General features: G+C 59.0%; 22 protein-coding genes. 7 read left to right on the top strand and 15 right to left on the bottom strand.

Features of this window, described 5'->3' with window-relative positions:
- Positions 1 to 65 precede the first annotated feature (65 nt).
- The 5 genes from EI290_RS05430 to EI290_RS05410 all read left to right on the top strand — a co-directional run bounded on the left by EI290_RS05430 (position 66) and on the right by EI290_RS05410 (position 4,769).
- The gene (locus tag EI290_RS05430) at positions 66 to 2,426 is read left to right on the top strand and encodes a TonB-dependent receptor (RefSeq protein WP_246008858.1); all 2,361 of its coding nucleotides are present in this window, start codon (positions 66 to 68) and stop codon (positions 2,424 to 2,426) included.
- Positions 2,427 to 2,435: 9 nt separating this feature from the next.
- Positions 2,436 to 3,287, top strand: coding sequence for a DUF4249 domain-containing protein (locus tag EI290_RS05425; protein WP_125427516.1), 852 nt, complete (start codon positions 2,436 to 2,438; stop codon positions 3,285 to 3,287).
- A gap of 60 nt (positions 3,288 to 3,347) precedes the next feature.
- Complete coding sequence (locus EI290_RS05420) at positions 3,348 to 3,791, top strand: hypothetical protein (protein WP_125427514.1); 444 nt, start codon at positions 3,348 to 3,350, stop codon at positions 3,789 to 3,791.
- A gap of 66 nt (positions 3,792 to 3,857) precedes the next feature.
- Entirely contained in the window at positions 3,858 to 4,295 is a 438-nt protein-coding gene (locus EI290_RS05415; protein WP_125427512.1) for a hypothetical protein, read from the top strand.
- A gap of 9 nt (positions 4,296 to 4,304) precedes the next feature.
- Positions 4,305 to 4,769 carry a hypothetical protein gene (locus tag EI290_RS05410; protein ID WP_125427510.1) on the top strand — a complete coding sequence of 155 codons (465 nt, stop codon included), beginning with the start codon at positions 4,305 to 4,307 and terminating at the stop codon, positions 4,767 to 4,769.
- 72 nt (positions 4,770 to 4,841) lie between these two features.
- On the opposite strand, the gene EI290_RS05405 is transcribed toward EI290_RS05410, so the two are convergent.
- The 3 genes from EI290_RS05405 to EI290_RS05395 form a co-directional block, all read right to left on the bottom strand.
- Positions 4,842 to 5,660, bottom strand: a complete 819-nt coding sequence (locus EI290_RS05405) for a purine-nucleoside phosphorylase (RefSeq protein WP_125427508.1) — start codon at positions 5,658 to 5,660, stop codon at positions 4,842 to 4,844.
- 187 nt (positions 5,661 to 5,847) lie between these two features.
- Entirely contained in the window at positions 5,848 to 7,605 is a 1,758-nt protein-coding gene (gene sppA, locus EI290_RS05400; RefSeq protein WP_125427506.1) for a signal peptide peptidase SppA, read from the bottom strand.
- A gap of 350 nt (positions 7,606 to 7,955) precedes the next feature.
- Positions 7,956 to 9,203 (bottom strand): replication-associated recombination protein A, encoded by a 1,248-nt coding sequence (locus EI290_RS05395; RefSeq protein ID WP_246008865.1) that lies wholly within the window; start codon positions 9,201 to 9,203, stop codon positions 7,956 to 7,958.
- A 228-nt stretch (positions 9,204 to 9,431) separates the two neighbouring features.
- On the opposite strand from EI290_RS05395, the gene EI290_RS05390 reads away from it, so the two are divergent.
- Together EI290_RS05390 and dinB are read left to right on the top strand one after the other, a co-directional pair.
- Positions 9,432 to 10,352, top strand: coding sequence for a DMT family transporter (locus EI290_RS05390; protein WP_125427502.1), 921 nt, complete (start codon positions 9,432 to 9,434; stop codon positions 10,350 to 10,352).
- Positions 10,353 to 10,448: 96 nt separating this feature from the next.
- Positions 10,449 to 11,528 (top strand): DNA polymerase IV, encoded by a 1,080-nt coding sequence (dinB, locus tag EI290_RS05385; RefSeq protein ID WP_125427500.1) that lies wholly within the window; start codon positions 10,449 to 10,451, stop codon positions 11,526 to 11,528.
- A gap of 81 nt (positions 11,529 to 11,609) precedes the next feature.
- Here the strand turns inward: dinB and EI290_RS05380 are convergent, their stop codons facing one another.
- From EI290_RS05380 to EI290_RS05325, 12 genes are all read right to left on the bottom strand, one after another.
- The gene (locus EI290_RS05380; RefSeq protein WP_125427498.1) at positions 11,610 to 11,915 is read right to left on the bottom strand and encodes a hypothetical protein; all 306 of its coding nucleotides are present in this window, start codon (positions 11,913 to 11,915) and stop codon (positions 11,610 to 11,612) included.
- Between the two features lie 158 nt (positions 11,916 to 12,073).
- Positions 12,074 to 13,018 (bottom strand): N-acetylornithine carbamoyltransferase, encoded by a 945-nt coding sequence (locus tag EI290_RS05375; protein ID WP_125427496.1) that lies wholly within the window; start codon positions 13,016 to 13,018, stop codon positions 12,074 to 12,076.
- A 91-nt stretch (positions 13,019 to 13,109) separates the two neighbouring features.
- Positions 13,110 to 13,595: an SMI1/KNR4 family protein gene (locus tag EI290_RS05370; RefSeq protein WP_125427494.1), complete on the bottom strand. Its 486-nt coding sequence runs from the start codon at positions 13,593 to 13,595 to the stop codon at positions 13,110 to 13,112.
- A gap of 11 nt (positions 13,596 to 13,606) precedes the next feature.
- Positions 13,607 to 13,897: a GIY-YIG nuclease family protein gene (locus tag EI290_RS05365; protein ID WP_125427492.1), complete on the bottom strand. Its 291-nt coding sequence runs from the start codon at positions 13,895 to 13,897 to the stop codon at positions 13,607 to 13,609.
- 223 nt (positions 13,898 to 14,120) lie between these two features.
- Positions 14,121 to 17,372 (bottom strand): carbamoyl-phosphate synthase (glutamine-hydrolyzing) large subunit, encoded by a 3,252-nt coding sequence (gene carB / locus EI290_RS05360; protein ID WP_125427490.1) that lies wholly within the window; start codon positions 17,370 to 17,372, stop codon positions 14,121 to 14,123.
- A gap of 74 nt (positions 17,373 to 17,446) precedes the next feature.
- Positions 17,447 to 17,836 carry a hypothetical protein gene (locus EI290_RS05355; RefSeq protein WP_125427488.1) on the bottom strand — a complete coding sequence of 130 codons (390 nt, stop codon included), beginning with the start codon at positions 17,834 to 17,836 and terminating at the stop codon, positions 17,447 to 17,449.
- Between the two features lie 94 nt (positions 17,837 to 17,930).
- On the bottom strand, positions 17,931 to 18,296 hold the full coding sequence (locus EI290_RS05350) for a hypothetical protein (protein ID WP_125427486.1): 366 nt from the start codon (positions 18,294 to 18,296) through the stop codon (positions 17,931 to 17,933).
- Between the two features lie 2 nt (positions 18,297 to 18,298).
- Positions 18,299 to 19,384: a glutamine-hydrolyzing carbamoyl-phosphate synthase small subunit gene (carA, locus tag EI290_RS05345; protein WP_125427484.1), complete on the bottom strand. Its 1,086-nt coding sequence runs from the start codon at positions 19,382 to 19,384 to the stop codon at positions 18,299 to 18,301.
- Positions 19,385 to 19,865: 481 nt separating this feature from the next.
- Positions 19,866 to 21,005 (bottom strand): aspartate aminotransferase family protein, encoded by a 1,140-nt coding sequence (locus tag EI290_RS05340; protein ID WP_125427482.1) that lies wholly within the window; start codon positions 21,003 to 21,005, stop codon positions 19,866 to 19,868.
- Between the two features lie 160 nt (positions 21,006 to 21,165).
- Entirely contained in the window at positions 21,166 to 22,146 is a 981-nt protein-coding gene (argC, locus tag EI290_RS05335; protein WP_125427480.1) for an N-acetyl-gamma-glutamyl-phosphate reductase, read from the bottom strand.
- On the bottom strand, positions 22,136 to 23,326 hold the full coding sequence (gene argG, locus EI290_RS05330; RefSeq protein WP_125427478.1) for an argininosuccinate synthase: 1,191 nt from the start codon (positions 23,324 to 23,326) through the stop codon (positions 22,136 to 22,138). The genes argC and argG overlap by 11 nt, the downstream gene beginning before the upstream one ends.
- Before the next feature lie 199 nt (positions 23,327 to 23,525).
- On the bottom strand, positions 23,526 to 24,095 hold the full coding sequence (locus EI290_RS05325) for a GNAT family protein (RefSeq protein WP_125427476.1): 570 nt from the start codon (positions 24,093 to 24,095) through the stop codon (positions 23,526 to 23,528).
- Positions 24,096 to 24,582 lie beyond the last annotated feature (487 nt).

The raw sequence follows: 24,582 nt of genomic DNA, 5'->3' as shown, positions 1-24,582 counted from the left end.
GCAACCTCTACTCCTGCGGCCGGCTCATTCGGTCGTTTGCGGTGCGTGTCCGTACTTTGGGGCTCATGGATAGACAGGGTAGTATGGGGTTCCGGTTTTTGGTTGCTGGTTTTTTGATTTTGCTGACGGTCCTGCCCACCACGGCCTGGGCTCAGGTGCAGCGCGTACTCAGTGGAGTGGTGCGGGCCAGCGGCACCTCCGAGGCGCTACCCGGTGCCACCGTGGCCGTACCGGAACTTGGGCTGGGTGCCACGGCCGATGAGCAGGGAGCCTACTCACTGCGGCTGCCGGAAGGCCGCCACCAAGTGGTCGTATCCTTTATCGGCTACGACACCCAGACGCTGACCGTTAACCTCACCCGCAATCAGCGGCAGTCTTTCCAGCTGGTCAGTGCCGGCAACCAGCTGCAGGAAGTGGTTGTGGAGGGCCGTGGTTCGCTGGAGCAAAAACTCCAGACCACCCAGATGAGTGTGGAGCGCCTCACGGCCAAGGAAGCCAAGCTGCTGCCGGCCCTGTTCGGGGAGGTAGATATCCTGAAAACCCTGCAGCTGAAGCCCGGCGTACAAAACGGCGGCGAGGGTACCAGCGGCTTGTTCGTGCGCGGGGGCTCGGCCGACCAGAACCTGGTACTGCTGGACGACGCCCTGGTGTACAACCCCAGCCACTTGTTCGGGCTGTTCTCGGTGTTCAACCCCGACGCCGTGCAGTCGGTGGACTTGTACAAGGGCGGCTTCCCGGCCCAGTACGGCGGCCGGCTCTCGTCGGTGGTAGATGTAAAGCTGCGGCCAGGCAACCCTGATAAGTTTACCACCAGTGGCGGCATCGGCCTGATTTCGTCGCGCCTGACGGTGGAAGGCCCTATCAAGAAGGGAAAGGGCGCGTTTCTGGTATCGGGGCGGCGCACTTACTTCGATGTGTTTACCCGCCAGATCAACAAGCTAAACGAGGGCCAGGACGACTACAACCCTATTCCCGACTATTACTTCTACGACCTCAACGCCAAGGCCAACTACAAGCTGGGTGAGAAGGATGAGCTGTTTCTGTCGGGGTACCTGGGGCACGATGTGTTTGGCTTCAACTCCCAGAATGGCTTCAACTTTGATTTCAGCTGGGGCAATGCGGTGGGGGCGCTGCGCTGGAACCATACTTTCAATAAGCGGCTGTTTCTGAACACCACGGCCTCGCTCACGCGCTACGAGTACCGCATCAGCAACCGGCTCGACCAGTTTGCCTTCAACCTCTCCTCCGACATCCGGGACCTGACCCTGCGCTCCGACCTGGACTACCTGCCCAACGACCAGCACGCGCTAAAGTTTGGGGTAACGGCCACGGCCCACCGCTTTGGTACGGGACGGTTGCAGGCCGGCTCCCAGGACGGCCGCCTGTCCCTGGGCTCCGATATTACGTACTCGGGCGCCGAGGCGGCCCTGTATGCGTCCGATACCTACAAGCCCACCGAGAAGTGGCAGCTGGAATACGGCCTGCGCCTGTCGGGCTTCCGGTCGGGTGCCGACCAGTACGGCGGCCTGGAGCCCCGGGCGGCCGTGCGTTACTCCCTCACGCCCACCGTATCGTTGAAGAGCAGCTACGCGCTGATGTACCAGTACGTACACCTGGTAACAAACTCCGGCGCCTCCCTGCCCACCGATATCTGGTACCCCTCACGGGGCTCGGTGAAGCCCCAGCGCAGCCAGCAGGTGGCGGCCGGCATTAGCTGGCTGCTGGGCGATGGGCGTTACCTGATTACCAACGAGGCCTACTACAAATGGGCGCAGCGTCAGATCGACTTTAAGGATGGAGCCCAACTGTTCGTGAATCCTGACCTGGACTCCGAGTTTTTGTTTGGTAAGGGCTGGGCCTACGGCAACGAGATATACCTGGAGAAAAAACAGGGCCGTACCACCGGCTGGGTGGGCTATACCCTATCGTGGACGAAGCGGCAGTTTCCGGCCCAGCGCGGCACTACGGGCATCAATAACGGCAACCCCTTCTACCCAACCTACGACCGGCGCCACAACCTGACGGTAGTAGTGCTGCATAGCTTATCGGAGCGGGTGCAGCTCACGGGTTCCTTCGTGTACACCTCGGGGCAGGCCACTACCCTGCCGCTGGGCCGCTTCGTGTTTCAGGATGTGTACGGCGGCGACGTGGCGGCGGTGCCCATTTATCCGCAGCGCAATACCTACCGCCTGGCACCCTACCACCGCCTGGATATTGGGGTAGTGTGGAAACTGCGGCCCAACCGCTGGGTACCCGAATCGGACCTGACGTTCAGCGTGTACAACGCCTACAACCGCCGCAACCCCTACTTCGTGTACTTCGACCAGGTAAAGGATAAGCAGACGGATGAAGTGCTGAGCTATCGGGCCCGACAGGTGTCGTTGTTTCCGGTTATTCCGTCGGTGACGTATAATTTCAAATTCTAAGCGCGGAATATGCAGTCTTCTCTGATTACGCGGATTTCGAATGCGGTTTTCGGGTCCTTGCCTGGTTTGCTGGCCCTTTGGTTGCTGAGCAGCTGCGGCCTGCAGCAGGATATCGACGTGGTGCTGCCCGACTACCCGCCTCAGCTGGTGGTGGAGGCCTACCTGGAAAGTGGGCAGATTCCGCGCATTGCCGTGTCGGAATCGGCACCTTATCTTTCTTCGCCCAACCCCCAGGTCCCCACCGATGTAAAAGCCTACCTGACCCTGCCCAACGGGCAGCGCCAGGAACTCCGCTTCGATCCGGGCATTGATAATGTAACCGGCAAGGTGTACACCCACATCGGGCAGCGCCGCATTTCGCCAACCCCTGGTCAAACGTTCCGCTTGGAGGTGATGGACACTCAGGGCCGCCGGGTAACCGGCCAGGCCACTATGCCCGCGCTGGTGCCCATTGATACGGTGGAGTGGAAGTTCAACGACAAGCAGGGCGAGTTTCGCAAGGCCTACGTACTTACCCGCTTCCGCGACCCGGCTCCTACTACCGACTACTACCGCCTGCAGATTCACCGGGACAGTATTTCCCGCGACCCGGAAGTGGAGTACACCGTAGAGGACCGCCTTAACAATGGTGCCGAATACAGCCTGGGCACCAGCTACGAGTTTGCTCCCAACGACACGATTTTCGTTACGCTCTACCACCTGGACCAACCGTACTTCCGGTTTCTGCAGTCGGTACAGGATGCGCGCAATGCCAACGGTAATCCTTTCGGGCAGCCTTCAGCCATTAAGAGCACCGTGGAGGGTGGCGTGGGCGTATTTACCGTTCTGAGCTACCAGCGGCGCATGGTAATTGTGAAATAGCGGCGTGCAACCCTCGGGGCCCGGATGGGCTCCTGCAGAGGAAACTACCATATACTGCTTATGCGCCGTGCCTCCTTCTTAGCTGCTACCGGTTTGCTTACGCTGCCGCTGATGGCCGCCTTATGCTGCCGCCCTGAGGTGGCACCGGCTCCCGCTTTTGAGGAGGCTTCCTTGAGTTATACCTGGCGGCAGGCCCGCGCTACTTGCTTCTGCCCGGAGGCGTGCCCCACCGACAGCGCCGGACGGTACAGCCAACTCGTACTGCGGCCCGACCATACCTTTCAGCGCCTGCACAACGGGCGCGGCGCGGTGCTGGCGCAGGGAACGTGGCGGCTGAACGGCTTTCCATACGTGCTTCTGACCGACGCGGCCGGCAGCCGGGAGGAGTTCATCATTCGCAACGCCACCGGTACCGGCTCCTCGACTGTCGTCGGCGATTCGCTCTACCTCGACACTCATAGTTCTACCGACTGTCGTCACCTGGTTTTTCGCAAAATTCTCTGAAAGCTGCGCGGCTTTCCGGCATACATTTACCCGTCACTTCTTTCTTATCTTCCTTACCACCCAATCATGCGTATAAAACGCCCGCTTATTCTTTTTGCCGTATTTTTCTCCACCTTCTTCATGGTGGGCAGCTGCGACAATACATCCTGCGGCTGCGACCCGGTACCGGTACCATCGGTAGTAATGGCTCAAATGGCCCAGAAGTGGCGGCTTGATGAGGTATACCTCAATAACCAGCTGGCCGGCAGCGGCAGCACCATTAAAGACCGGTATACCATCCAGCTCAGGGCCGATGGCACCTATGTGCAAACCCTGCTGGCCGACGGCACCACCTACAATGGCACCTGGAAGCTGGAGGAAAGCAACATGCTGCTGAACCTGGTTGACCACAAAGGCGCCGCCCAGGACTACACCGTAGGGCGCGTTTCGAACCAGGAGCTCCGCTATGCCTGGGTGAACAAAAGTGGCGAGACGGAGGAGCGGCGCTTCACCAGCGTATTATAGCAACCTCCCATGCCTATACCTGCTACTCTTCGCTTTGCCCGCCTGCTGGCTTGCAGCGCCTTGCTGGCCCTGGGTGCGGCAGGCACAACCAGCTGCGAAAAATCTACCTGCGGCTGCACCCCGCCTCCCCGGGAGCCAGTTACCACGGCTGCTTTTACCAGCGTTACCGTCTGGTGGCTGAACGAGGTAAGCAGCGGCGGGCAACTCACCAGCGCCGAGGCCATCAAGGACCGGTACAGTATGCAGTTTAAACCCGACGGCACTTATGTGCAGACCCTGCTGGCCGATGGTACTACCTACCGCGGCACCTGGATGCTGATGGGCACCGACAACCGCACCCTGCACCTCACCGACCATAAAGGCACCGCCCAGGAATATACCGTAGAGAGTGTAACCACCGCCAAGCTCGTGTACGGGCACCCCGCCAAACACAACCAGCCGGAAATGTACAGTTTCGGGCCGGCACGCAAATAGGCCACAACTTCCGTAAAAAGGCCCGCTACCAACTGGTAGCGGGCCTTTTTGCACTCTGACAGGTTACTGTACTTATAGCTTTTCCAGTACCCGGCGCAGCAACGCCGTGAGACGGGGCTCGGCTACGGCAGCCGTGCGCAGGATGTCGGCAATGTTTACTTTTTTGAGCTTGCCAGGCGCACACAGGTCCGTGATGACGGATACGGCCAGCACCGGTAACCCCATATGCACGGCGGCAATTACCTCGGGTACGGTGCTCATGCCCACGGCATCGGCCCCAATGGTACGCAGGTAGCGGTACTCGGCGGGCGTTTCCAGCATGGGGCCGGGCAGGCTGGCATACACGCCCCGGCGCAGATACTGCGTGAGCTCCAGCTCCCGGGCAGCTTCCTCGGCCAGCTGTAGCAGGCCCAGGCTGTAAGGCTCCATCATATCGGGGAAGCGCAAACCCAGCTCGTCCAGGTTGGGGCCAATGAGCGGGTTGCCGGGCTGCAGGTTGATGTGGTCTTCTAGCAGCATCAGGTCGGAGTAATCGTAATCGGGGTTGAGGCCGCCGCTGGCATTGCTCACGAACAGGTTACGAATGCCCAGCAGCTTCATTACGCGCACCGGAAACACCACCTGCTCCATGGTGTAGCCCTCGTAGTAGTGAAACCGGCCGCGCATCACCAGCACCCGCTTACCGGCTAAGGTCCCCGCCAGCAGCTCGCCGGCGTGACTTTCCACCGTGGACACCGGAAAATGCGGAATATCGGCGTAGGAAAAGCGGTGCTGCACTTCTACCTCCTTGGCCAGAGCCCCCAGGCCGGTTCCCAGAATAACACCGGCTTCGGGCTGAAAGTTGTTGAGGCGGTGCTGGAGGTAGTCGGCGGCTTCGCGGAGGTGTTGCATGGTTGGTTGATAATTGCTGGTTGACGGTGGTCAGGGCTGTAACCGCAAGGTTGAAAAAAAGTCTGTCATCCGGAGCAGTGCTCCGGATGACAGACCAAGAGGTGTTCTACAAAATTGTTTGCTGCTACGTAGCAGGCAGCAACTATTGTATCTGATTACTGATAACCAGCTACTGACAACCAAACACTTACTGTACGTTCACCTCGAACGGCATCCGCATCTGGGCGCCTTTCATTTCGGAGAGCTTTTTGTACTGCTGGTACATCGGGTACATCGGGCCCATTTCCTCGCGCACCATGCGCAGGCGAGCTTCCTCGGAGAAGGAGCTGAACAGGTTTTCGGCAAACGACTTCTGCCGGGGCAGCTTCTGAATGCGGTAGTCACCTTCCTTCAGCTTGGCGCGGCGGGCGGCAATGCGCAGGGCATCGTCCATGGAGCCCAGCACATCCACCAGGCCGCGGGCTTTGGCTTCGGTGCCCGACCATACCCGCCCCGAGGCCAGGCGACGCAGACGCTCCACCGGCATATTGCGGCCCTGAGCGGCTTTGGTGGTGAAGTCGGCGTAGATGCGGTTGATTTCGCTCTGGAACTGCTGCTGCTCAAACGGCGTGAGGGCGCGGGTGATGGTAGGGAAATCGGAGAACTTGCCGGTGGTTACCCGGTCGGTGGTGATGCCAATTTTGTCGCGCAGGAAAGGCTCAATGTTGGGCAGTACCCCAAACACCCCAATGCTGCCGGTAATGGTAGTTGGGTGGGCCACAATGGTGTCGCAGCCCATGGCAATGAAGTAACCGCCCGAAGCCGCCACGTCCGACATGCTGGCAATGATGGGTTTCACCTTCTTGGTCAGCATCACTTCACGGTAGATAATGTCGGAAGCCAGCGAAGAGCCACCGGGCGAGTTCACGCGCAGGACCACGGCCTTCACGTTCTTATCGAGGCGGGCCTTGCGGATAGCCTCGGCGAAGCGGGTGCTACCGATGCTTTCGTTGGCGCCTTTTCCCGTTACGATGTCGCCTTCCGCGTACACCACGGCAATGCGGTTGCCGCTGGTGCTGCCCTCCTCATCCGCCGATTTCTTGTAATCCGACAGCTCAATCAGGCTAAGTTTCCCGTCCTTCTCCACGCCCAGCTTGCCCTTGATGTAGTCGGTGGCCTGGTCGTAGTAGCCCAGGTCGGTTACCAGCCCGAGCCGTTTGGCGTCATCGGCGTTGTGCACCAGCATGGAGTCAGAAATCACCTGGAGGCGAGCCGGGGCAATCTTACGGGCGGCGGCCACTTCGGCCAGCATGGAGCTGTTGAGCGAGTTCAGGAAAGAAGACGTCTGCAGCCGGGCCGAGTCCGACATATTGGTGCGAAAGAACGGCTCCACGGCGCTTTTAAACGAGCCTACCCGGAAAATCTGCGCCTGTACGCCTAGCTTGTCGAACAGATTTTTGTAGTACATCGTCTCCGAGGAGAGGCCGTTGAATTCCAGGGTGCCCTGAGGATTCAGGTAGAGCTTATCGGCCACGGAGGCTAGGTAGTAGCTCTTCTCCGACTGAGCATCGGTGTAGCTTACGATAAACTTGCCGGCCTTTTTAAAAGCCAGCAGCTCCTGGCGGATTTCCTCCATGGAAGCCATGCCACCTTGCACCAGCTCCAGATTCAGGAAGATGCCCTTGATATCGTCGTCCTGCTTGGCCCGGCGGATGGCCGCCTTCAACTCATCCAGCCCGATGGTGCTGCTCTGCCCACCCGTAAAGCCTGAAAATGGGTTGTCAAACTCACGCTCCCCAATGGGCTTATCCAGCTTTAGCTCCAGCACGGAGTTGCTGGCTACGGTTACTTCTTTATCGGAGGAAGCCGCGGCGGCAATAATAACGACCAGTAGCAGCAGGCCAACCCCGGCAAACAGTACGAGGCCGGTGAGGGTGGCCAGTACGTACTTGAAAAATTGTCTCATGGAAGTAGCAGATTAAGTATCTGAAGCAAAAGTAGCCGCTTTTCGCGCCTCCAACTGGGTATTCAACCAACAGCCCGGTTTGGGGGTGGAACAGGCGGGAGTTTAGGGTATGAGGGTGCGGGGGTAGGAGTTATTAGCCCGTCATTCCGAGCTTGCCGAGGAATGACGGGCTAATGTTGCAATGAGGTGGATCAGCACTGCACGCGAGATGCATCACTCCGCTCCGCTGCATTCTGCGTAACAGTCACCAGTGCAACGTCAGCACGCGAGATTCCTCGGCAAGCTCGGAATGACGGGCTAATAACTCCTACCCCCACACCCCCACACCCCCACACCCTCATACCCTACCATCAATACCCGTATTTCTCGCCCCAGAGCTGGCGCAGGCGCTCCTGAGCTTTGGCTTCGGCCGGGTTCTGGCCGGGGTGGTAAAACACGGTGCCGCTGAGCGCTTCGGGCAGAAACTCCTGGTAGGCAAAGTTGCCGGGGTAGTCGTGGGAGTACTGGTACTGCTGGCCGTAGCCGAGTTCGGCCATGAGCTTGGTGGGGGCATTGCGCAGCGGAATGGGCACGGGCTGCACACCTTGCTGGCGCACCAGGGCCCGCGCCTCCCGTATGGCCTTATAGCTGGCGTTGCTCTTGGGTGAAGTTGCCAGATACACCACCGTTTGGCCCAGAATAATATCCGACTCGGGCAGGCCAATCACCGTAACGGCCTGAAAACAGCTCTGGGCCAGCATTAGGGCATTGGGGTTGGCCAGGCCCACATCCTCACTGGCCAGAATGAGCAGGCGGCGGGCAATAAATTTCACATCCTCGCCACCTTCCAGCATCACGGCCAGATAGTAGAGGGCCGCGTTGGGGTCGGAGCCGCGGATGCTTTTGATGAAGGCTGAAATGACGTCGTAGTGCATTTCGCCGCCCTTGTCGTAGCGCGCCAGGTGCTGCTGGGCCAGCTGCTGCACGCCTTCGTCGGTGATGATGATTGCGCCAGTTTGGGGGTCGGGGTGGCTGGCTTCCACCACAATTTCGAGTAGGTTGAGCAGCTTGCGGGCGTCGCCGCCCGAAATGGTGAGCAGGGCCCCGTACTCCTGCACCCGCACGTTTTTCTGCCGCAGAAGTTCGTCGTGGGCCAGGGCATTGTCCACGATGCCAGTGAGAATATCCTTGCTCAGCGACTCCAGCACGTACACCTGCGCCCGGCTCAGCACGGCCGGAATTACCTCAAAAGAAGGATTTTCGGTGGTAGCCCCAATCAGGGTAACCACGCCCTGCTCCACCGCCCCCAGCAAGGCATCCTGCTGGCTTTTGCTGAAGCGGTGAATCTCATCAATGAACAGCACCGTGCCGCGCTGCTTGCGGGCCCGCTCAATTACCTCGCGCACATCCTTTACGCCGGCATTCACGGCGCTAAGGGAGGCGAAGGGCTTACCCAGCGCCTGGGCCAGCAGGTTAGCTAAGGTAGTTTTGCCCACGCCGGGCGGCCCCCACAAAATCAGACTGGGCAGGCGGCCCGCCTGCAGGTAGCGGCGCAGCACACCCTTGGGCCCGATGAGGTGCTGCTGCCCAGCGTACTGCTCCAGGGTTTGAGGGCGCATACGCTCCGCCAGCGGAGCACCGGGCCCGGGCGAAGTTGGGCGGGGCACGGAGGCGGGGTCGGAATCGAATAAGGAACCAGTGGACATGCGCGGGGAATGTGGCGTAAGCTTTAGCTTGCGCCGTGCATAAACGAGAACCGGGCGTAAAAATCGGCAGAGCGCGGTGATGCTGCCCCTTTTACGGCCGGTGTACGGCGCAAGCTAAAGCTTACGCCACATTCTTACTCTATGAAAAATTCCCTGAAGGTCCACGCGGCCCTATTTGTTGTAGCCCTGATTTATGCTGCCAACTACAGTATTTCCAAGGATGTAATGCCCCGGTACGTGGGGCCGTTTGGGCTGGTGCTGCTCCGCATTGTAGGGGCGGCGGTGTTTTTTGGTGTCCTCAGCCGCCTCATTGCTCCCCAGGACCATATCCGGGGCCGGTCCGATCAGCTGCGGGCGGTGGCTTGCGGCATCCTGGGTATCGGGCTGAATCAGCTGCTGTTTTTCTCGGGCCTGAACCTGACTTCCCCCATCAATGCTTCCCTCATCCAGACTATTGCGCCGGTGGTCACGGTACTGGCGTCGGCGGTGCTGCTGGGTGAGCGGCTCACTTTGCCCCGCCTGGCAGGTATTGGGTTGGCAGCCGTAGGTGCGGCCAGCATTATCCTCAGCCGGGGACCGGTAGCGGCCGGGGGCCAGGATGGGCTGCTGGGCAATGTGTACATTCTGCTCAATGCTACGGCTTTCGGTATCTACCTGGTGCTGGTGATGCCCCTGATGCGCAAGTACCACCCTTTCACGGTGCTGGCTCGTATTTTTCTGGTGGGGGCCTTTCTGGCCGTGCCCGCCGGCTGGCAGCAGGTGCAGCAACCCGAGTACAGTAGCTTTCCAGGCAGCATCTGGGCAGCTATTGCCTACATGGTTATCTGTCTGACTATTCTGGCCTATCTGCTGAATAACTGGGCGCTGAAATATGCCTCTCCGGCCCTGCTGGGGGCCTATATTTACCTGCAGCCGGCGCTGGCAGTGGGCATAGCCGTGGCTTTGGGCAAAGACACGCTTACGCTTACAAAAGCCCTGCAGGCCCTGCTTATTTTTGGGGGCGTGTTCCTGGTGAGCCGCAAGCCCCGGCCGGTAGCGCCGCTGGAGCCCGTGCAGGATTGAGCACCACGGCGCAGGCCTCCCCGGGCTGGATTCGTTTCAGTAGGCGGCAGTTTTCGGTCCGGCTTGCCGAACTTTGGGGCTGCCTCCCCCCTACCCGTGGACTTTCCTGAAACCCGCAAAATCATTCACCTTGACATGGATGCGTTTTACGCCTCCGTGGAGCAGCGCGACAATCCGGTACTGCGCGGTAAGCCGGTGGCCGTAGGCGGTTCCCGGGCCCGGGGCGTGGTGGCCGCCGCCTCCTACGAAGCCCGGCAGTTTGGGGTCCGTTCGGCCATGCCTTCCAGCACTGCCTTACGCAAATGCCCTGCCCTGGTGTTCGTGAAGCCGCGCTTTGAGGTGTACAAGGAAGTGTCGCGGCAGATTCGGGGCATTTTCGCCGAATACACCCCGCTCATCGAGCCGTTGTCGTTGGACGAGGCCTACCTGGATGTAACCACCAACCTGAAGAATATTGCCTCGGCTACCCGCATTGCCGAGCTGATTCGGGCAGAAATCTGGCAGAAAACTCAGCTTACGGCCTCAGCCGGCATCAGCTACAACAAGTTTCTGGCAAAGCTGGCTTCCGATTACCGCAAGCCGAACGGGCAGTTCGTTATCAAACCCAGCCAGGGGCTGGAGTTTGTGGCGGAGCTGGCGGTGGGGCAGTTTCACGGCATCGGGCCGGCCACGGCAGCCCGCCTCAATAGCCTCGGTATTTTCACTGGTCTCGACTTGCGGCAGCAGTCCGAAACCTTCTTGCGTCAGCATTTTGGCAAGGCGGGTTCTCACTACTATCATATTGCCCGGGCCCAGGATAACCGCCCGGTAGTACCAGACAGGCTGCGCAAATCCATTGGTTCCGAAACAACTTTTGAGCAGGATTTACAAACCCCCGAGGATGTACGTGCCGGCCTGCAGCCCTGCCTCGCAGCAGTTTGGGCGCACTGCCAGCGGACCGGCCTGCGGGGCCGTACCGTCACGCTCAAGGTAAAATACGCCGACTTCCAGCAAATTACCCGCAGCCGGACGCTGGTAGGGCTATTACCAGGGCCGGACGCTTTGGCCCAGGTAGCCCACGAGTTGCTGCTGGGCCTGCTGCCACTCACAAAAGGGGTGCGCCTGCTTGGCGTGTCCCTATCCTCTCTTGAAACTCCCGACGATATGATAGGCCGTCAACTGGCCTTATTCCTGTAAACAACTCCTTTAAGCGCGAGACAAAAAAAGCTCCCGACATGCAGTGCCGGGAGCTTTTAATACTCAAAAAAGCAGGTTGACTTAGTTATCAGCCTTCATTTTCGATTTTCTCTTTTTGTCTTTGGCCTTCACGTCAGCCCCCGTTGTAGTGGCGGGCTTGTACGTATCCGTAGTTGTCGACTGGGTTTCTACCGTGGTTGTGGTGGCCGGTGTAGTCGTAGTCTGGTTGATGGTGCCCTGGCCCTGCATTGGCACCGTGGCCGGTGTCGTCGTCGTTGTTTGGGTAGGCTGGGTGGTGGTAGTCGTGGTTGACGTATTGGTCGTTTGGGCGTTGGCGGCCGAAACACCAGTTACGAGCAAGGCGGCAATGGCAAGTAGCTTTTTCATAGCAGGTGATTTGGGTGAATGGAACTACTTAAAGTCAACCGCATGGCTGTCTTTTGTAAGGCCTCTAACGCAGTTTTTGTCAACTAGTTGTGTACAGTCGTAAAAAACCCGCTGACCATCAACCACATACATCTTTTAAGTAGCTACCAACCAACTGGTTACTTCAGTAATTCGTGCAGCACCGTCTGCATGGAAATGGTGCGGTTGCCGGCTTCCTGAATGATGAGTGAGCCGGGCGCATCCAGCACCGCATCCGATACCTCCACGTTGCGGCGTACGGGCAGGCAGTGCAGGAATTTGGCGTCGTTGGTAAGGGCCATGTGCTCGGGTGTGAGCATCCAGGCGGGGTCGTTCTGGAGCACCTGGCCATACTGCTGGTAGCTGCTCCAGTTCTTGGCCTGCACGTAGTCGGCGCCTGCCAGGGCCTTCTGCTGGTCGTACTCGATGCGGGCCCCTTTCGTAAACTTGGGGTCCAGCTCGTAGCCTTCGGGGTGGGTAATGACGAAATCTACCCAGTCGATTTCCGAGAACCAGTCGCAGAACGAGTTGGGCACGCACTGGGGCAAAGCGCGCACGTGCGGAGCCCAGGTGAGCACCACTTTCACCCGTTCCTTCCGCTTGGTTTCGGCCACCGTAATCAGGTCGGCGAAGCTTTGCAGCGGATGCAGCGTGGCGCTTTCCAGGCTGATGACGGGCACCGTGGCGTACTGCATGATTTTCCGGAACACTTCTTCGCTGTAGTCGGCCTCCCGGTCCTTGAGCGTGGGGAAGGTACGCACGCCCAGCACGTCGCAGTACTGGCTCATCACCGCAATAGCGTCCTTGATGTGCTCCTGGGTGCCGCCGTTCATCACCGCGCCATCGGCCATTTCCAGGGTCCAGGAGTCGGCACCGGCGTTGAGCACCCAGGCCTGCGCGCCCAGGTTGTAGGCCGCCTTCACCGAGCTAAGTCGGGTGCGCAGGCTGGGGTTGAAGAAGATGAGTCCAACGGTTTTATTACGCCCGACGTGCTGGTAGCCGAAGGGGTTCTGCTTAATCTCCAGCGCCTGTTGCAGCAGGGCGCGGTAGTCGGGTACGTCGGCGAACGAGGTGAATTTTTTCATGGGGTGTTCTACGGTATTTCAGAACGGCAGACGGAAAAGGCCGTCAGGCCGTCATGCTGAGCTTGTCGAAGCATCTCTACCGCTTCGTTGCTCAGGCGATGAGACAAAAGGTAAGTTCATCCGCCTGCTGCAGATACAGGTCGATGAATTCGGAAAACGACTTGGCTATAATTCTGTATTCTCCACCGCAGATTGCATAAACTTCATTTTGAGCAGATTCTGTAGGGTACAGCCTGATAGCGTAAGCAAAGAGGTAGATGCTATAATCCGCAAATACAAAGCAATTTTGAGGGCTGCCTATTTTCTCAAGCACGTCGCTATGCCTCGGTATACCGTTTTTCCAAGCATCTAAAACTTTGGTGATTGGTTGAAATTGCTCAAGCGTACAGAAAGTATAAAACTCATTATCCGGCAACCTGTCGGTACCGTTCACAGCTACGAAATAACCTCGTAAATCATGAGGAATAATCAGATTATGAGTTGCTTCAAACTCACTAACCTGCTGTTCAGTTGCAGTGTCAACTGTTCTAATCTTTGCCTTTTTCCAAAGGTCATTTAGCTCAGATAGCTTATTCATAAGTATTTAGTTTACCCCGCCCACGTCTGCAAATCAATAGCCTGCCACGTCGGATTAAACGCCGCAATCAGCGCGTCCTTCTTCTGCCGCGTCCAGCCTTTCAGTTGCTTTTCCCGCGCAATAGCCTGCGTAGCATCCGGGCACTGCTCGAAGTACACCAGCAAATCCGCTTGGTACCGTCCGGTGAACTTGCCCGCGTCACCGCGGCCCTGGCTGTGCTCATAGAGGCGGCGGGCCAAGTCGTTGGTGACGCCGATGTAGAGCACAGTTTGGGTCGGGTTAGTCAGGATGTAGACGTACATGCGGCTACGTTACGCAGAACAGCCGAAAATCAGAACGTCATGCTGAGCTTGTTGAAGCATCTCTACCGGGGTCGTCCTCACGAGAGGAGTTACTATCAGTAGAGATGCTTCAGCTTCGCTCAGCATGACGTTCTTGCTTTGTCCAATCAGCGCCGATGCCGAACAACGAAGCGGTAGAGATGCTTCGACAAGCTCAGCATGACGTTCTTATGAACTCCGCTGACTACGCCTCTACCGGCGCGGCTTCCGCCTTGAACTCCTTCCAGCTCTTGATGCTCAGATCCTGCAGCTTCAGCGTGGTGAAGGCCTTGATGAAGGCTTTGGCCAGGCGGGCGTTGGTGATGAGCGGGATGTTGAAGTCGACGGCGGTGCGGCGGATTTTGTAGTCGTTGTCCAGCTCGCCCTTGGTCAGGTTCTTGGGGATGTTGATGACCAGGTCGATTTTCCGCTCGCGCAGGTAGGTCAGGGCGTTGGGCTCCTGCAGCTCGTCGGGCCAGTAGACCAGGGTGCTGGCCACGCCGTTTTCGGCCAGGAAGCTGTGCGTGCCGTGGGTGGCGTAAATGGTGTAATCCTTCTGCACCAGCAGCTTGGCGGCGCTGAGCAGGGCCACCTTGGAGAGCAGCGGGCCGCTGGACATCAGCACCGTCTTCTCCGGAATGCGGTAACCCACCGACAGCAAGGACTTCAGCAGCGCTTCCTCGGCCGTGTCGCCCAGGCAGCCCACTTCGCCGGTGCTGGTCATGTCCACGCGCAGCACCGGGTCGGCGCCCTGCAGGCGGGTAAAGGAGAACTGCGAGGCCTTCACGCCCACGAAGGGCAGGTCGTACACCAGCTCGCTCGCGTCGCGCTCCACGTGCTGGCCCAGCAGCACCTTCGTGGCCTTTTTGATCAGGTTGTGGCCCGATACCTTGCTCACGAAGGGGAAGCTACGCGAGGCGCGCAGGTTGCACTCGATGACGCGGATGGCGCCGTTTTTCTCCAGGAACTGGATGTTGAACGGCCCGCTGATTTCGAAGCGCCGGGCAATCTTCTCGGCAATGACCTTGAGCTTGCGTACCGTGCCCACGTACACGCGCTGGGGCGGGTAGTACATGGTGGCGTCGCCGGAGTGCACGCCGGCAAACTCGACGTGCTCCGATATGGCGTACGACACGATTTCGCCCTTGTCGGCCACCGCGTCCAGCTCGATTTCCTTAGCTTCCTGGATGAACTCCGACACCACCACCGGGTACTCGGCGCTGACCTCCACGGCCAGCTTCAGGTACTCTTCCAGCTCCTGCGGGTTCGACACCACGTTCATGGCCGCGCCCGACAGCACGTAGCTCGGCCGGATCAGCACCGGGAAGCCCACCTGCTTCACGAAGTCGTAGATGGCCTCCATCGTAGTCAGCTCGCTCCAGCGCGGTTGGGCAATGCCCAGCTCGTCCATGATGCTGCTGAACTTGTGGCGGTTTTCGGCCTCGTCGATGCGGGCGGCGGCGGTGCCCAGGATGGGCGCGCCGGCGGCTTCGAGGCGGGTGGCAATGTTGTTCGGAATCTGCCCGCCAGTGCTCAGAATTACGCCCTGCGGCGCCTCAAAGTCCAGGATGTCCATCACCCGCTCGTAGCTCAATTCCTCGAAGTACAGGCGGTCCGACACGTCGTAGTCGGTGCTTACGGTTTCGGGGTTGTAGTTGATGATGATGGACTTGTAGCCCTCCTCGTTCACCGTCTGGGCCGCGTTTACGCCGCACCAGTCAAACTCCACCGACGAGCCGATGCGGTACACGCCCGAGCCCAGCACCACCACCGACTTGTCGGTTTCCGGCTCCAGGTCGTTTTCGGTGCCGTGGTAGGTGAGGTAGAGGTAGTTGGTCTGGGCCGGGAATTCGGCCGCCAGCGTGTCGATTTGCTTGACCACCGGCAGCACGCCCAGGGCCTTGCGGCGGGCGCGCACCAGCATTTCGTTGGCCTTCACCTCGGCCGGCCCGAGCAGCTGCACGGCCAGCTGCTGGTCCGAGAAGCCCGCTTTCTTGGCCTGGCGCAGCAGGTCGGTGTCGAGGGCATCGAGGCCACCCTGCTGGCGCTTCTCGCCGAGCTGCAGGCCCAGCTGGTAGATACCGTAGAGGCGCTGCAAAAACCACCGGTCGATGCGCGTCAGCTCGTACACGCGCTCCACGTCGTAGCCGGCCTGGAATGCCTCGTTGATGGCGAAGATGCGCTCCTCGTTCGGTTCGCTCAGCAGCCGGTCGAGGTCCGCGAGGTCGATGGGCTCGGGCTTGTTGGCTACGAAGCCGCGCCGGCCGGTGTCGAGCATGCGCAGGCCCTTCTGCACGGCTTCCTCGAAGGTTTTGCCGATGGCCATCACCTCGCCCACGCTCTTCATGGCCGAGCCGATCTGGCGCTGCACACCCGCAAACTTGCTCAAATCCCAGCGCGGCAGCTTTACCACCAGGTAGTCGAGCGAGGGCTCGAAGAAGGCCGAGGTGGTCTGCGTCACGCTGTTTTTCAGCTCGGCCAGGGAGTAGCCCAGGCTCAGCTTGGCGGCCACGAAGGCCAGCGGGTAGCCCGTAGCCTTGGAAGCCAGGGCCGAGGAGCGCGACAAACGGGCATTCACCTCAATCACGCGGTATTCCTCCGAGTGCGGGTCGAGGGCGTACTGAATGTTGCACTCGCCCACGATGCCCAAGTGGCGGATGGTCTTGATGCCGATGCTGCGCAGCTTGTGGTACTCGCGGTTGCTCAGCGTCTGCGACGGGGCCACCACGATGCTCTCCCCGGTGTGGATACCGATGGGGTCGAAGTTCTCCATGTTGCAGACCGTGATGCAGTTGTCGAACTGGTCGCGCACCACCTCGTACTCCACCTCTTTCCAGCCCTTCAAGGACTCTTCCACCAGAATCTGGTCGGAGGTCGAGAAGGATTTCTGGGCCAGGGTACGCAGCTCGTCCATGTTGTTGGCGAAGCCGCTGCCCAGGCCGCCCAGCGCAAAGGCGGCGCGCACGATGATGGGGAAGCCAATCCGCTCGGCGGCCGCCAGCGCGTCCTCCATCGTGGTTACGGCTTCGCTGCGGGCCGTGAGCACGCCGATCTGGTCGAGCTTTTCCTTGAAGATGTCGCGGTCCTCGGTGTCGATGATGCTCTGCACGGGCGTGCCGAGCACGCGCACGTTGTACTTCTCGAACACGCCGGCGCGGTACAGGGCCACGGCGCAGTTCAGGGCCGTCTGCCCGCCGAAGGCCACCAGGATGCCGTCGGGCTGCTCCTTCTTGATGACTTCCTCCACGAAGTAGGGCGTCACGGGCAGGAAGTACACGTCGTCGGCAATGTCGTCCGACGTCTGCACGGTGGCAATGTTGGGGTTGATGAGGATGGTGCGGATGCCTTCCTCTTTCAGCGCCTTGAGGGCCTGCGAACCGGAGTAGTCGAACTCACCGGCCTCCCCAATTTTGAGGGCGCCGGAACCGAGGATGAGAACTTTCTGTGGTTTTTCCATTCTGGGGGTTATGTTCAAAAAGAACGTAGGCAAAGGATTTATCTGAACGTCATGCTGAGCTTGCCGAAGCATCTCTACCGCTTCGTTGGGCCAAGCTGTGGTGCCTGTTCAGTGAATGTGGTGTCGCTACGGTAGATGTTCCATATACCAGATACTTGCTTCACTGCACGCGTATTAATAATGGCGGTTGCCTTCTTGCCTTCTAACTTGATATCAAGTTCAAGCGAGTCTTGCTTGGAATCCAGCGTATTCATTTTGTATTCCTCAGAAAATATTTCTCCCGTGTGGCTAAGTATTCTCGGAGAAGTCTTGGCACCATACTTGGCCGCAAGAATGACTTCTGGGTGGTCACCCAACATCTGCTTATCTAAGAAGTCGTCTAGGAAATCAAAAGAGAAATAAAAGGCTATACCTGCCACTAAAAGCAAAAGCCATTTCTTTAATGATTTTCCATTCAACTGCATGGTATGTATACTAGTACGTTTGAGTATTACAATCTTATTCGCCAACGAAATGGTAGAGATGATTCGGCAAACTTAGCATGACGTTCTGGGGTGCTTACCACTTGGTGACTTTGTAAGCAGTTACAACAGAATCAAGCCCCAATGTCAGGTCAAGCGTTTTGCCATGTACCGGGTCAATATCTGATTCAAAATCCTCCATGATTAGATACCGAAGTGTGCCGTCAGACTCGCCATAGTTTGACGGCTCACCCAGTGAATCAAGAAGCTGATGGTAAGTGAGACCCTTAAGTTGATGATGCGTAACCAAATCATCGACCATTTGCTCACGATACGGGAAGCTTCCTATATCACCCATAGAGCACCACTTGTCCTTATCAAATTTTGCTTCTTGCCTACAGCCAGCATTCAAAAATATCAGCGCTAGCGTAGGTATGAGTAAGCGAAACTTGCAAGTACTCATGATTACTTCGAGGCTTTATACTCCACCACCGCTTTCAAGAAATCATCAAACAGAAACTCCGTGTCCTGGGGGCCGCCGGCGGCTTCGGGGTGGAACTGGGTGGAGAAGAAGGGCTTGGTTTTGTGCTTGATGCCTTCGCAGGTGCCGTCGTTGAGGTTTTCGAACAGCATGTCCCACTCGGCGGGCAGCGTGGCCGTGTCCACCGCGAAGCCGTGGTTCTGGCTGGTGATGTAGCTGCGCTGGGTGCCGGTGAGCTTGACGGGCTGGTTGTGGCTGCGGTGCCCGTACTTGAGCTTGAACGTGTCGCCGCCGGCGGCCAGGCCCATGAGCTGGGAACCCAGGCAGATGCCGAAGATGGGCTTGTCCTGCTCCAGCGCCTTTTGCAGGTGCTCGATGGTGGGCACGCACATTTTCGGGTCGCCGGGGCCGTTGCTCAGGAACAGGCCGTCGTAGTCGAGCTGGGTGAAGTCGTAGTCCCAGGGCACCCGGATCAGCTCCACGTCGCGCTCCAGGAAGCAGCGGATGATGTTGGTTTTGGTGCCGCAGTCTACCAGCACTATTTTGTGCTGGCCCGTGCCGTAGTGCTGCACGCCCTGGGGGCTCACCTGGGCCACCAGGTTTTCCAGGTTGGGGTCGTGCAGGGGCACGTCCTGCTCGGCCACAATCTTGCCGAGCATGGCGCCCTTCTCGCGCAGCTTCTTGGTGAGCATGCGCGTGTCCACGCCGCAGATGCCGGGGATGTTGTACTCGGCCAGCCAGTCGCCCAGGCTTTTGGCGGCGTTCCAGTGGCTGTGCTCCTCGGAGTAGTAGTTGACTACCAGGCCGGCAATGTGAATCTTGTCCGACTCGAAAATCTTGGAAATCGACTCGTACAGCTCCTCGCCCGGCACGCCGTAGTTGCCCACGATGGGGTAAGTCAGCACCAGAATCTGCCCGGCGAAGGACGGATCGGTGAGGTTTTCGGGGTAGCCGGTCATGGCCGTGCTGAATACCACCTCGCCCGCGGCGGAGGTGAAGGCGCCGAACGACTGGCCCTGGATTTCAGTACCGTCTTCGAGGACGAGTTTTACCGATTTAGCGTTTTCCACTCTGTTATGCGAAAAAGGGTTTACTCTGATGATTGATTTTCTGCGTGGACCCCACCCCCCGGCCCCCTCCCCTCCGGGAGAGGGGGAGCCAGACAGCAGTAACGAGGTCGTTGTTTGTTGGCACGCACCCCTCTCCCGGAGGGGAGGGGCCGGGGGTCGGAACCGCCCGGATACAATTTCGGCTGGAACAGAACCGAATACCGGGGGTCTATTCCAGCCGAACAAGGAGGTAAGCCAAACGGGAGAGAAAGAAACTAAATCAATCGGTCCCGCACCCTGCCACTTCCAGATGTCAGGCATCGGGAAGTCGGGCGGGCACAACTGCTGGAAGGAAAAGGGGGAGGCTGTTCTTTCGTGGAAAGAACTGGCCGGTTGCTGCGCAGGAGTCACCAATGGCAGCGGGCAGCTTGTCAGAAGGGGAGCGGGGCTCGGGAGCTTCAGGGTGCTACTCATTGGGGCTGCAAGTTAGGCCACAGGTCGTTTACTTTTTCACTTCGGCCGGAATTAATGCGTACAGCGCCTGCAAAAACCGGTCTACCTCGGCCTTGGTGATATTCAGCGGGGGCAGCAGGCGCAGCACCGTGGGGTCGGAGGCGTTGCCCACGAAGATGTGGTGCTCCGAGAGCAGCTGGTCGCGCAGGTCCTTGATGGGGAAATCGTACTTGATGCCCACCATCAGGCCCCGGCCCCGGATTTCCTCGGCCCCGGCGTGGGCTTCCAACTCCGTGCGCAGGTAGTCGCCCAGCTCGGCGGCGTGCTGCACCAGGTTTTCCTGCTCAATAACTTCCAGCACGGCCAGCGCGGCAGCGCAGGCCAAGTGGTTGCCGCCAAACGTGGTACCCAGCAACCCGTAGGACGCCTTCAGCTCGGGCGCAATCAGGATGCCGCCGATGGGGAAGCCGTTGCCCATGCCCTTGGCCACCGAAATAACGTCGGGCCGGATACCGGCGTGCTGGTGGGCGAAGAACCTGCCGCTGCGGCCGTAACCGCTCTGCACCTCATCGGCCAGCAGCAGCGCGCCATATTGTTTGGTCAGCGCAGCCAAGCCTTGCAGGAATTCATCAGAAGGCATGATGATACCGCCCACGCCCTGGATGGGCTCGATGATGACCCCGCACACGTCGCCGCCCTGCAGCACCTGCTCCACCGCCGCCAGATCGTACTCCAGGAAGCTGATGTGGTGGTCGGCGTTGAAGGGCGCCACGATTTTGGGGTTGTCGGTGGCGGCTACCGCGCCCGAGGTGCGGCCGTGGAACGCGCCCCGGAATGCTATGACGCGCTTCTTCCCGGTGTGGAAGGAAGCCAGCTTCAGCGCATTCTCGTTGGCCTCGGCCCCGGAGTTGCACAGAAACAGCGTGTAATCCTCGTAGCCCGATACCCGGCCCAGCTTCTCGGCCAGCTCCCGTTGAATCGGAATCTGCACCGAGTTGGAGTAGAAGCCGATGTTGCCGAGTTGCTCGGTGAGGCGCTGCACGTAGTGCGGGTGGCTGTGGCCGATGCTGATAACGGCGTGCCCGCCGTAAAAATCCAGGTACTCCTGGCCTTTGTCGTCCCAGAGTTTCGCCCCCAGCGCCTTCACGGGCGTGATGTTGACGAGCGGATACACGTTGAAAAGCTCCATGGTATAGATGTGAGAGCTGAGAGGTTAGAAATTAGAAGCAAGCCTACAGAACATCCTAACAGAACGTCATGCTGAGCTTGCCGAAGCATCTCTACCGAGGGTAATCAATGGTCTTGCGAAGCGGTAGAGATGCTTCGGCAAGCTCAGCATGACGCTCTGCCTAAAACAGCCCGGCCTTCAACCCTAGCCCCGTCGTTTCGGGCAGGGCGAAGATGAGGTTCATGTTCTGCACGGCTTGGCCGGAAGCACCTTTCACCAGGTTATCGATAACCGAGGTGATGAGCAACTGCTTGCCGAGTTTCTGCACGTGCAGCAGGCACTTGTTGGTATTAACAACCTGCTTCAGATGTACTTCCTTGTCCGATACCGTGGTAAACGGGGCGTCCTGGTAGAACTGCTGGTACAGCGCGCGGGCCTCGTCCTGGGTCAAATCCGACGGCGTGTAGACGCTGGCGAAGATGCCCCGGGTGAAGTTGCCGCGGTACGGGATGAAGTGGATATCTACGTCCAGCGCGTGCTGCAGCTGCGCCAGGCTCTCCCCTATCTCGCCCAGATGCTGGTGCGTGAAGGGCTTGTAGATGGACACGTTGTTGGTGCGCCACGAGAAATGCACCGTTTCCGAGAGGCTCTGCCCCGCGCCCGTGCTGCCCGTAATGGCCGATACGTGCACGTCGTTCTGGAGCTTGCCGGCCTGGGCCAGCGGCAGCAGCGCCAGCTGAATGGCCGTGGCGAAGCAGCCGGGGTTGGCAATGCTCTGGGCCTGCTGGATTTGGCTTTTGTTCAGCTCCGGCAGCCCGTACACAAACTCCCGGCCCGCAAACTCGGCGTCGGCTTCCAGGCGGAAGTCGTTGCTCAGGTCGATGACGTGGGTAGTTTCGGGCATCGGGTGCTGGGTCAGCCAGGCCTTGGAGTTGCCGTGGCCCAGGCACAGAAACACCACGTCCTCGTCGCCCTGCAGCTCAGCCGTGAAACGCAGCTCCGTCTCGCCCACCAGATCGTCGTGCACTTGGTGGATGGGGTTGCCAGCGTTGGAGGAACTCACGATGCCGCCCAGCTCCACAAACTCGTGGTGCAGCAGAATCCGCAGCAGCTCCCCCGCCGTGTAGCCGGCCCCGCCGACGATGCCAGCCTTAATTTTCATCGTTGAACGAGCCGTGAATCCGCAGCTGGTTGCTGAAGATTTTGATGAAGCCTTTCGCGTCGCGCGAGTCCCAAGCGTTGTTTTCCTCGCCGTAGGTAGCCACCTTCGACTGCATCATATCAAACGGCGACTCCACACCCAGCAGCTCGAACTGATACGGCTTCAACGTCACGTACACCGTGCCCGACACCCGCTCCTGCGACGATTCCAGGAAGGCTTCCATGTCGCGCATCACCGGGTCGAGGTACTGGGCCTCGTGCAGCAGCGTGCCGTACCAGTTGGCGATGTAGTCCTTGTGCAGCAGCTGCCAGCGGCTGGACGTGTGCTTTTCCAGCAAGTGGTGGCCTTTGATGAGAATCAGCGGCGCGGGGGCCTCGAAGCCCACCCGGCCCTTGATGCCCAGAATCGTGTCGCCCACGTGGGTGTCGCGGCCGATGGCGTACTGGCCGGCCAGCTCGTTGAGAGCCACAATCAGGTCCACCGGCTTCATTGCTTCGCCGTTTAAAGCCACCGGCTCGCCTTTCTCAAAGGTGATGCTGATTTCCTGGGGCTCGTGCTTGCTGAGCTGAGTCGGCCAGGCCGACTCGGGCAGGCCCTGGCGGGAGGTGAGGGTTTCCACGCCGCCCACGCTGGTGCCCCAGATACCCTTGTTGATAGAGTATTTGGCTTTTTCCCAGCTCATCTCCACGCCGTTGGCTTGCAAATACTCAATTTCCTGCTGGCGCGAAAGGCCTAGGTCGCGGATGGGCGTGATGATTTCGGTGTCGGGCGAAATCACCGAGAAGGCCACGTCGAAGCGCACTTGGTCGTTGCCGGCACCGGTGCTGCCGTGGGCAATGTAGTCGGCCTTGTTCTCGCGGGCGTACTCGGCCAGCGCCAGGCTCTGAAACATCCGCTCGGCACTCACGCTCAACGGGTAAGTGTCGTTTTTGAGCACGTTGCCGGCCAGCAGGTAGCGCAGGCACTGCTGGTAGAACCGCTCGGTTACGTCAATCACCTCGTGGCGCGTGGAGCCCATTTCGTAGGCACGCTTTTCGATACCGGCCAGTTCCTCTGGCGAGAAGCCGCCCGAGTTGACAATCACCGTGTGGACTTCCAGACCCAGCTCGCGGGTTAGGTACACCACGCAATAAGACGTATCCAAGCCGCCGCTATAGGCGAGAACTACCTTTTTTTTCATGGAGTGCTGAAGATTATGAGAACGTCATGCTCAGCTTGCCGAAGCATCTCGCGTGCTGATGTTATGGGAAAAAGAACGTCATGCTGAGCTTGCCGAAGCATCTCTACCTCTGGCTAACTCACTCTTGCTAACTCACTCTTGAGCACGAAGCGGTAGAGATGCTTCGGCAAGCTCAGCATGACGTTCTGGTGATTACCGATTACTGCTTCTGCGCCAGAATTTCAATGGACTGCTGCGTGAAGCTGTCGTCCAGCGTATCGTACACCATACCGGTGCACAGGCACATTTTGCGCTGGTTTTCCATCAGGATGCCGTAGTTTTTGCAGCTGGAGCAGCCCTTCCAGAAGTCGTCCGACTGCGTCAGCTCAGGGAAGGTCACGGGGCGGTAGCCCAACTCGTTGTTGATCTTCATTACGGCCGCCGAAGTGGTAATACCGAAGATCTTGGCGGCCGGATACTTCGTGCGCGACAATTCGAACACGCAGTGCTTGATGGCCCGGCCCAGACCTTCCTTGCGCAGCTCGGTGTTCACAATCAGCCCCGAGTTGACAACGAACTTGTTGTCCTCGAACGTCTCGATGTAGCAGAAGCCGGCCAGCTGGTCGTCGATGAAGGCAATGATGGCGTCGCCCCGATCCATCTTCTTAATCAAATAGTTAGGGTCGCGCTTGGCAATACCGACGCCACGCGCTTTGGCTGACTCGGCATACCATTGACAGAGGGTTTCCACGTGCTGCGCATCGGCAGCAGTAGCTACACGTAAAATCATGGTCGGGGCTCGGTTAGTGGCCGCTGGTATACGGCAACAGACTCGGAAAGACGATACGGGAAGATGAAGCTTGTGTAAACAAGCAGCCAAGGCTCCACGGCCAGCCGAGCAGAATCGGCACCGGAAGAAAAAGCCTGGAAAAAGATAGAAACCGGCTGAGTGCGCCCAATTGGCGGCTTAGGTCAGCATGGATTCGGGAGAAGGGAGCCGGAGGCCTACACTCGTGTCAAGGAGTTATGCAGGAAAAACTTTCTTCAACAGGGCACTTATGGTGGTGGCCCCTTTTCGCTGGTTTCGGTACTGCTGAAACCTTACGCGAAGCATTGCACGCCAGCCTACGCTGGCATTGTTCGCACAACCAGTGCTGGTCGTCGCAGAAGTGCAATTGAAGAGAAGTGAGTCATTGACGGCAGCCGCTGAGCGGCGTGAGGTGTTTCGCGGTTTAAATCGTTTAAACCGCTAAATCGTTGCAAAACTAGATGTTTTT

This window comes from Hymenobacter metallilatus (assembly GCF_003944705.1).
GTDB lineage: Bacteria > Bacteroidota > Bacteroidia > Cytophagales > Hymenobacteraceae > Hymenobacter > Hymenobacter metallilatus.
Note: the sequence above shows the minus strand (reverse complement) of the source record. Positions and strands in the feature narration are given on the sequence as shown.

Coding starts and splice junctions, on each gene's coding strand:
- EI290_RS05410 (WP_125427510.1), top strand. CDS start 4,305: ATGCCTATACCTGCTACTCTTCGCTTTGCCCGCCTGCTGGCTTGCAGC.
- EI290_RS05355 (WP_125427488.1), bottom strand. CDS start 17,836: ATGCAGTTGAATGGAAAATCATTAAAGAAATGGCTTTTGCTTTTAGTG.
- EI290_RS05420 (WP_125427514.1), top strand. CDS start 3,348: ATGCGCCGTGCCTCCTTCTTAGCTGCTACCGGTTTGCTTACGCTGCCG.
- EI290_RS05375 (WP_125427496.1), bottom strand. CDS start 13,018: ATGAAAAAATTCACCTCGTTCGCCGACGTACCCGACTACCGCGCCCTG.
- EI290_RS05430 (WP_246008858.1), top strand. CDS start 66: ATGGATAGACAGGGTAGTATGGGGTTCCGGTTTTTGGTTGCTGGTTTT.
- EI290_RS05395 (WP_246008865.1), bottom strand. CDS start 9,203: ATGCGCCCTCAAACCCTGGAGCAGTACGCTGGGCAGCAGCACCTCATC.
- EI290_RS05390 (WP_125427502.1), top strand. CDS start 9,432: ATGAAAAATTCCCTGAAGGTCCACGCGGCCCTATTTGTTGTAGCCCTG.
- EI290_RS05365 (WP_125427492.1), bottom strand. CDS start 13,897: ATGTACGTCTACATCCTGACTAACCCGACCCAAACTGTGCTCTACATC.
- EI290_RS05405 (WP_125427508.1), bottom strand. CDS start 5,660: ATGCAACACCTCCGCGAAGCCGCCGACTACCTCCAGCACCGCCTCAAC.
- EI290_RS05425 (WP_125427516.1), top strand. CDS start 2,436: ATGCAGTCTTCTCTGATTACGCGGATTTCGAATGCGGTTTTCGGGTCC.
- EI290_RS05370 (WP_125427494.1), bottom strand. CDS start 13,595: ATGAATAAGCTATCTGAGCTAAATGACCTTTGGAAAAAGGCAAAGATT.
- EI290_RS05380 (WP_125427498.1), bottom strand. CDS start 11,915: ATGAAAAAGCTACTTGCCATTGCCGCCTTGCTCGTAACTGGTGTTTCG.
- EI290_RS05325 (WP_125427476.1), bottom strand. CDS start 24,095: ATGATTTTACGTGTAGCTACTGCTGCCGATGCGCAGCACGTGGAAACC.
- EI290_RS05350 (WP_125427486.1), bottom strand. CDS start 18,296: ATGAGTACTTGCAAGTTTCGCTTACTCATACCTACGCTAGCGCTGATA.
- EI290_RS05340 (WP_125427482.1), bottom strand. CDS start 21,005: ATGGAGCTTTTCAACGTGTATCCGCTCGTCAACATCACGCCCGTGAAG.
- EI290_RS05415 (WP_125427512.1), top strand. CDS start 3,858: ATGCGTATAAAACGCCCGCTTATTCTTTTTGCCGTATTTTTCTCCACC.
- argG (WP_125427478.1), bottom strand. CDS start 23,326: ATGAAAAAAAAGGTAGTTCTCGCCTATAGCGGCGGCTTGGATACGTCT.
- argC (WP_125427480.1), bottom strand. CDS start 22,146: ATGAAAATTAAGGCTGGCATCGTCGGCGGGGCCGGCTACACGGCGGGG.
- sppA (WP_125427506.1), bottom strand. CDS start 7,605: ATGAGACAATTTTTCAAGTACGTACTGGCCACCCTCACCGGCCTCGTA.
- carB (WP_125427490.1), bottom strand. CDS start 17,372: ATGGAAAAACCACAGAAAGTTCTCATCCTCGGTTCCGGCGCCCTCAAA.